The 5,950-nt window shown below is 69.8% G+C and carries 4 protein-coding genes and 1 pseudogene; 2 read left to right on the top strand and 3 right to left on the bottom strand.

What is annotated here, in order from left to right; genetic code table 11:
• Both C665_RS17935 and C665_RS17930 read right to left on the bottom strand, forming a co-directional pair.
• Positions 1-386: pseudogene (locus C665_RS17935) on the bottom strand (efflux RND transporter periplasmic adaptor subunit); the annotation flags it as partial.
• A gap of 54 nt (positions 387-440) precedes the next feature.
• Positions 441-2,183, bottom strand: a complete 1,743-nt coding sequence (locus C665_RS17930) for a glutamine--tRNA ligase/YqeY domain fusion protein (protein ID WP_004325397.1) — start codon at positions 2,181-2,183, stop codon at positions 441-443.
• A 226-nt stretch (positions 2,184-2,409) separates the two neighbouring features.
• Here C665_RS17930 and crcB point away from each other — a divergent pair, with 226 nt between their 5' ends.
• Positions 2,410-2,793, top strand: coding sequence for a fluoride efflux transporter CrcB (gene crcB, locus C665_RS17925; RefSeq protein WP_012585966.1), 384 nt, complete (start codon positions 2,410-2,412; stop codon positions 2,791-2,793).
• 134 nt (positions 2,794-2,927) lie between these two features.
• On the top strand, positions 2,928-3,596 hold the full coding sequence (locus C665_RS17920) for a YiaD family glycine zipper/OmpA-like lipoprotein (RefSeq protein ID WP_004325393.1): 669 nt from the start codon (positions 2,928-2,930) through the stop codon (positions 3,594-3,596).
• A gap of 227 nt (positions 3,597-3,823) precedes the next feature.
• Here the strand turns inward: C665_RS17920 and C665_RS17915 are convergent.
• The coding region (locus C665_RS17915; RefSeq protein ID WP_004325391.1) for a DEAD/DEAH box helicase at positions 3,824-5,950 on the bottom strand (2,127 nt) is incomplete at its 5' end.

Here is a 5,950-nt window from a genome sequence, read left to right as displayed (position 1 = left end):
CGCGCGGCCTCGCGCTCGGCGTTGGCCGCCACGGCGCACGCCTCCTGCACGCGCTGGCGGGCGGTGGCGAGCTGGGCGCGCACGACCGCCGCGCGCGCGTCGAGGTCACCATGCCACAGCCGCATCAGCACCTGTCCGGCCTCGACGCGGTCGCCTTCCTCCACGCCCAGCCACTCGATCCGCCCGCCCGCGATCGTCGCCATCTTCGCGCGCTGGCAGGCCTCGACCTCGCCGGCGCGGGTGTTGGTCAGCGTGGCCTCGACCGTACCGCGGGCCACCTCGTGCACCGCCACCTCGATCGGCTGCGGGCGGGTCATCCACCAGATCCCCGCGCCCACCAGCGCCGCGACGAGTGCGAGAACGAAGAGGCGGCGGAGGGTCTTCATGAGTGGAGTGCCGGAGCGGTCAAGGTCTGGTCGCCGCGCGCGAAGGATGCGATCTCACTTCCCGCCCTTGGCCCACGAATCCTTCAGCGTCACCGTGCGGTTGAACACCGGCGCGCCGGGCTTCGAGTCCACGCGGTCGGCGACGAAGTAGCCGTGGCGCTCGAACTGGAAGCGGTCTTCGGGCCGGGCGTCCTTCAGTGCCGGCTCCAGGTAGGCGGTGATGACGCGCTTGCTGTCGGGGTTGATGTCGTCGAGGAAGTCGCGCTCGAAGTCGGGCGCGTCGCCTTCGCGGCGCTGGCCGGGATGGGGGTGGGCGAAGAGGCGGTCGTAGATGCGCACCTCGGTTTCAAAACCGTGCGCCACCGACACCCAGTGCAGGTTGCCCTTGACCTTGTAGTCGTCGGCGCCCGGCGTGCCGGACTTCGAGTCGGGCATGTACTCGGCGAGCACCGCGGTGACCTTGCCGTCGGCGTCCTTCTCGCAGCCGGTGCACTTGACGACGAAGCCGTAGCGCAGGCGCACCATGTTGCCCGGATAGAGGCGGTGGAAGCCCTTGACGGGCTCTTCCATGAAGTCCTCGCGCTCGATCCACAGCTCGCGCGAGAAGGGCATGTCGCGCTTGCCGAGCTCGGGCTCGAGCGGGTGGTTGGGTGCCTGGCACAGCTCGGAGGCGCCTTCGGCGTAGTTGGTAAGGACGAGCTTCAGCGGGTCGAGCACCGCCACGCGGCGCTGGGCGGCCTCGTTGAGATCGTCGCGCATGCACTCTTCCAGCACGCTCATGTCGATCCACGACTCGGCCTTGGACACGCCGATGCGCTCGGCGAAGCGGCGGAAGCCGGCGGCGGTGAAGCCGCGGCGGCGGGCGCCGACCAGCGTGGGCAGGCGCGGGTCGTCCCAGCCGTCGACATGGCCTTCGTTCACCAGCTGGATCAGCTTGCGCTTGGACAGCACCACGTAGGTCAGGTTGAGGCGGGCGAACTCGATCTGCTGCGGCAGCGGGCGCGGGAAGTGGCCTTCGGTGGCGAGCGCGTCGAGCAGCCAGTCGTAGAACGGGCGCTGGTCCTCGAACTCGAGCGTGCATACCGAGTGGGTGATGTTCTCGATCGCGTCCTCGATCGGATGCGCGAAGGTGTACATCGGGTACAGGTGCCAAGCGTCGCCGGTGCGATGGTGGGTGGCGTGGCGGATGCGGTAGATCGCCGGGTCGCGCAGGTTGATGTTGGGGCTCGCCATGTCGACCTTGGCGCGCAGGATGTGCGTGCCCTCGGCGAATTCGCCGGCGCGCATGCGCGCGAAGAGCTCGAGGTTCTCGTCGACGCTGCGCTCGCGGTACGGGCTGTTCTTGCCCGCCTCGGTCAGGGTGCCGCGGTTGACGCGCATCTCCTCGGCCGACTGCGAATCGACATAGGCCTTGCCGGCCTTGATCAGGCTGATGGCGCAGGCGTACATCTTGTCGAAGTAGTCCGACGCAAAGTACAGGTGCTCGCCCCACTCGAAGCCGAGCCATTGCACCGCCTCGAGGATGGCGTCGACATATTCCTGCTCTTCCTTCTCGGGGTTGGTGTCGTCGAAGCGCATGTGGCAGACGCCGCCGTAGGACTCGGCCAGGCCGAAGTTCAGGCAGATCGACTTGGCGTGGCCGTAGTGCAGGTAGCCGTTGGGCTCGGGCGGGAAGCGTGTCTCGACGCGGCCGCCCCATTTGCCGTTGCGGTTGTCCTCGTCGATGATGCTGCGGATGAAGTTGGAGACGACGGGCGCTTCGGCGGCGGGTGCGGCGGGTTTCTTTTCGGGTTTCATCGGGAAGGCAGGGGTCGGAAAGTTCGGCGGGATGGTGGGGGTTCGTGTGCAGCTGGGGCCGGACCCCGAGGCGGGCGGCGCAATGGACCGATTGTAGCCGATCGGGCGTGCGGGCTCGCCGGAGCGGGCCGGTCACGGGGTGCGGCGTTCGGGGCGCGATGCCCGCGGAGGGGTAGAATCGTGCGGCCGGTGGGCGGCAGCAGGGAGGCGGGATGGAGCACGGGCGATGAATCTGGCGGCATTCGCAGCGGTTGGGGCGGGGGCGGCGTGCGGTGCGTGGCTGCGCTGGGGATTGGGGCTGTGGCTCAACCCGGTGTTCGCGCTCGTCCCGCTCGGCACCCTGATGGCGAACCTGCTGGGCGGTTTCCTCATGGGCGTAGTGCTCGCGGCGGTGCAGGCCTGGCCGACGATGTCGCCGGCGCTCAAGCTCCTGCTCACCACCGGCCTGCTCGGCGGGCTGACGACCTTTTCCACCTTTTCCGCCGAGTCCTTCCACCTGTTGCAGCGCGGCGCGATCGGCTGGCTGGGTGCCCACCTGGTCGTGCATGTGGCTGGATCCGTGCTGATGACCTGGGCGGGATACGTGCTTTTCAATGCCCTGCGTGCGTGACCTGCGCCGCAAGGCGGGCGGCCGCGTCATTTTCTGTTTCACTCCGATGGGCTAGAGTGGATGAGCGTTACATCGATAATTCACGCCGTTCTGCATCCCCAGTGGCACCCCCTCAACGCAACGGAGCCCATCCAATGAAAAAAATCATCGTCACCCTTTCCGCGGTCGCGCTCGCCGTGAGCGGTCTTTCCGGCTGCGCGAACATGAACGAGACCCAGCGCGACACGGGCATGGGAGCCGCCATCGGCGCCGTGGCCGGCGGCCTCATCGGTGCCGCCACCGCGGGCGGCAACAAGGGCAAGAGCGCCGCAACCGGTGCTGCGATCGGCGCTGCACTCGGGGCGGGCGGCGGCTACCTGTGGTCGCAGAACATGCAGAAGCAGCGCGCCGAGATGGAGCAGGCGACCGCGGGCACCGGCATCGGCATCAGCCAGACGACCGACAACCAGCTTAAGGTCGACATTCCCGCGGACGTTTCCTTCGACGTGGGCCGCCACGCGATCAAGCCCAACATGCGTCCGGTGCTCGACCGTCTGGCCAGCACGCTGAACCAGCATCCGGTGACCACGGTGACCATCATCGGCCATACCGACAGCACCGGCTCGGATGCGGTGAACGATCCGCTATCGATCAACCGCGCCGCCGCCACCCGCGATTATCTGGTGCAGCGTGGCGTGTCCGCGCAGCGCATCGCGGTCGATGGGCGCGGCTCGCGCCAGCCCGTCGCCGACAACTCGACGGCCTCCGGTCGTGCGATGAACCGCCGCGTGGAGATCTTCATCGCGGAGCCGGCGCAGCGCTGACCCCGGACGGGGTCGGGTGAGCGCTTGCGGCGGGATTTCGCGCCGCGCCATCTCGACCGCTTCAATCGCGACTCGCGTCGCTCCCACGGGGCTCCTGGAGCCCCGTGCTCATTGCGGGGGCGGCGCAAGTGGCGACTCGTGCGTTCGGTCGCTTCGGCGCGGAGGAGCGCCGGCACCGAGGCTTGCGCCGCTCCTGCAGGACAGCTTTGCCCGGCTTCCGCTCTTGCTCAGCGCGCGTCCGCGGGGAGCGGCGCGAGCAGGGCGGCGATGTCGGCCTCGCCGAACTTGGCGAGCGCGTCCGCGTCCTCCGACAGCACGCTCTCGGCGAGGGCGGCCTTGCGCTCCTGCAGGGCGAGGATCTTCTCCTCGATGCTGCCCGCGCACACCAGCTTGAACACGAACACCGGCTTGTCCTGGCCGATGCGGTGGGCGCGGTCGGTGGCCTGGTTCTCGGCCGCGGGGTTCCACCACGGGTCGTAGTGGATCACGGTGTCGGCGGCGGTGAGGTTGAGGCCCACGCCGCCCGCCTTCAGGCTGATCAGGAATACCGGCACGCGCCCCTTCTGGAAGTCTTCCACCGGCACCCGGCGATCGCGGGTGTCGCCGGTCAGCGCGACCCAGCCGATCTTCGCCTTGTCGAGTTCGCCAGCGATCAGGCCGAGCATGGTGGTGAACTGCGAGAACACCAGGATGCGCCGGCCCTCGTCGATCAGCTCGGGGAGCATGTCCATGAGCAGGTCGAGCTTGGCGCGCTCCTTCACCCGCAAGGCGGCGGGCGACTTCAACAGGCGCGGGTCGCAGCACACCTGGCGCAGCTTCAACAGCGCGTCGAGGATCACGATCTGGCTGCGCGCGAAGCCCTTGCCGGCGATCTCCGCGCGCACCTTCTCGTCCATCGCCGCGCGCACCGTCTCGTAGAGGTCGCGCTGGCCGCCCTCCAGGCCGACGCTGCGCACGATCACGGTCTTGGGCGGGAGTTCGGTGGCCACGTCCTCCTTGCGCCGGCGCAGGATGAAGGGGCGCAGGCGTGCCGCGAGCAGATCGCGGCGAACCGTGTCGCCGTGCTTTTCGATCGGCGTGCGCCAGGTCGCGGTGAAGTCCTTGTGGCTGCCCAGGAAGCCCGGCAACAGGAAGTCGAACTGCGCCCATAGCTCGCCGAGGTGGTTCTCCAGCGGCGTGCCGGTGAGGCCGAGGCGGTGGCGGGCCTTGAGCTGGCGGATCACCTGCGCGCCCTTGCTGGCGGCGTTCTTCACCGTCTGCGCCTCGTCGAGGATCAGCAGGCTCCATTCGCGCGCCTGCAGCAGCTCGGCGTCGCGCCACAGCAGCGGATAGGTGGTGAGCGCGATGTCGACCTTCTTGCCGGCGTCCAGCTCGTCGAAGCGCGCCTGCCGTTCGGTGCCGTGCAGGTTGAGGACCTCGAGGTCGGGCGCGAAGCGCTCGGCCTCGGCTTGCCAGTTGAACACCAGCGAGGTCGGCAGCACCACCAGGGCGGGGCGGTCGAGCCGGCCGGCCTGCTTCTCGGTGAGCAGGTGGGCGAGCGTCTGTGCGGTCTTGCCCAGCCCCATGTCGTCGGCCAGGATGCCGGCGAGGTCGTGGCGTACGAGATGCTGCAGCCAGGCCAGGCCTTCGAGCTGGTAGGGGCGCAGCTCGGCGCGGAAGCCCGCCGGTGCGGCGACGGCGCGGATGCCCTCGGCGTCGCGCAGGCGCGCGGCGATCGCGGCGACCTGCTCGCGTCCGCGGCCGGGCAGGTCGAGGTCGGCCAGGCGGGTGGCGTCGAGCCTCGATAGCCGCCAGTCGTGGTCCGGGCGGTCGAAGAGGTCGACCAGCGCGCGCACCAGCGGCTTGATGCGCGCCGCGCCGATGCGCAGGCGGCCCAGGGTCTCGTCCTCCAGGATCACCGCCTCGTGGTCGTCGATGTCGTCCAGGCGGCCGGAAAGCCAGCGCGGATCGTGCGCGAACAGGCCGGCGAGCAGCGGCGCCAGCGGCAGTGCCTTGCCGTCGATCTCGATGCCCGGCGACAGGCCGAGCCAGCCGTCCTCGTGCTCGTCGATGTCGAGCATCAGGTGGTCGATATCGATGGCGTGGTGGCGGAAGTCGGTCGGGAAGGCGACCTCCCAGCCTTCCGCGCGCAGCGCCGGCACGGTCTCGGCCATGAAGTCGGGCCAGGCCGCCTCGCTCGCCAGCCCGAGCGCATCGGCGGGCAGGCTGCCGAAGCTCGTCTGCACCGCACCCGGCGGGATGCGGGCGAAGCCGGCCGCGGCGAGGCGCTGCGCGGCGGCGCGCTCGGCCTCCTGGTCGCGGGTCAGGCGCGCGCTGCGGCCGTCGGGCAGGGGGTGGAAGAGGCGGGCGGCGGC

The sequence above is a fragment of the Thauera aminoaromatica S2 genome, from assembly GCF_000310185.1.
Taxonomy (GTDB): Bacteria; Pseudomonadota; Gammaproteobacteria; order Burkholderiales; family Rhodocyclaceae; genus Thauera; species Thauera aminoaromatica.
Note: the sequence above shows the minus strand (reverse complement) of the source record. Positions and strands in the feature narration are given on the sequence as shown.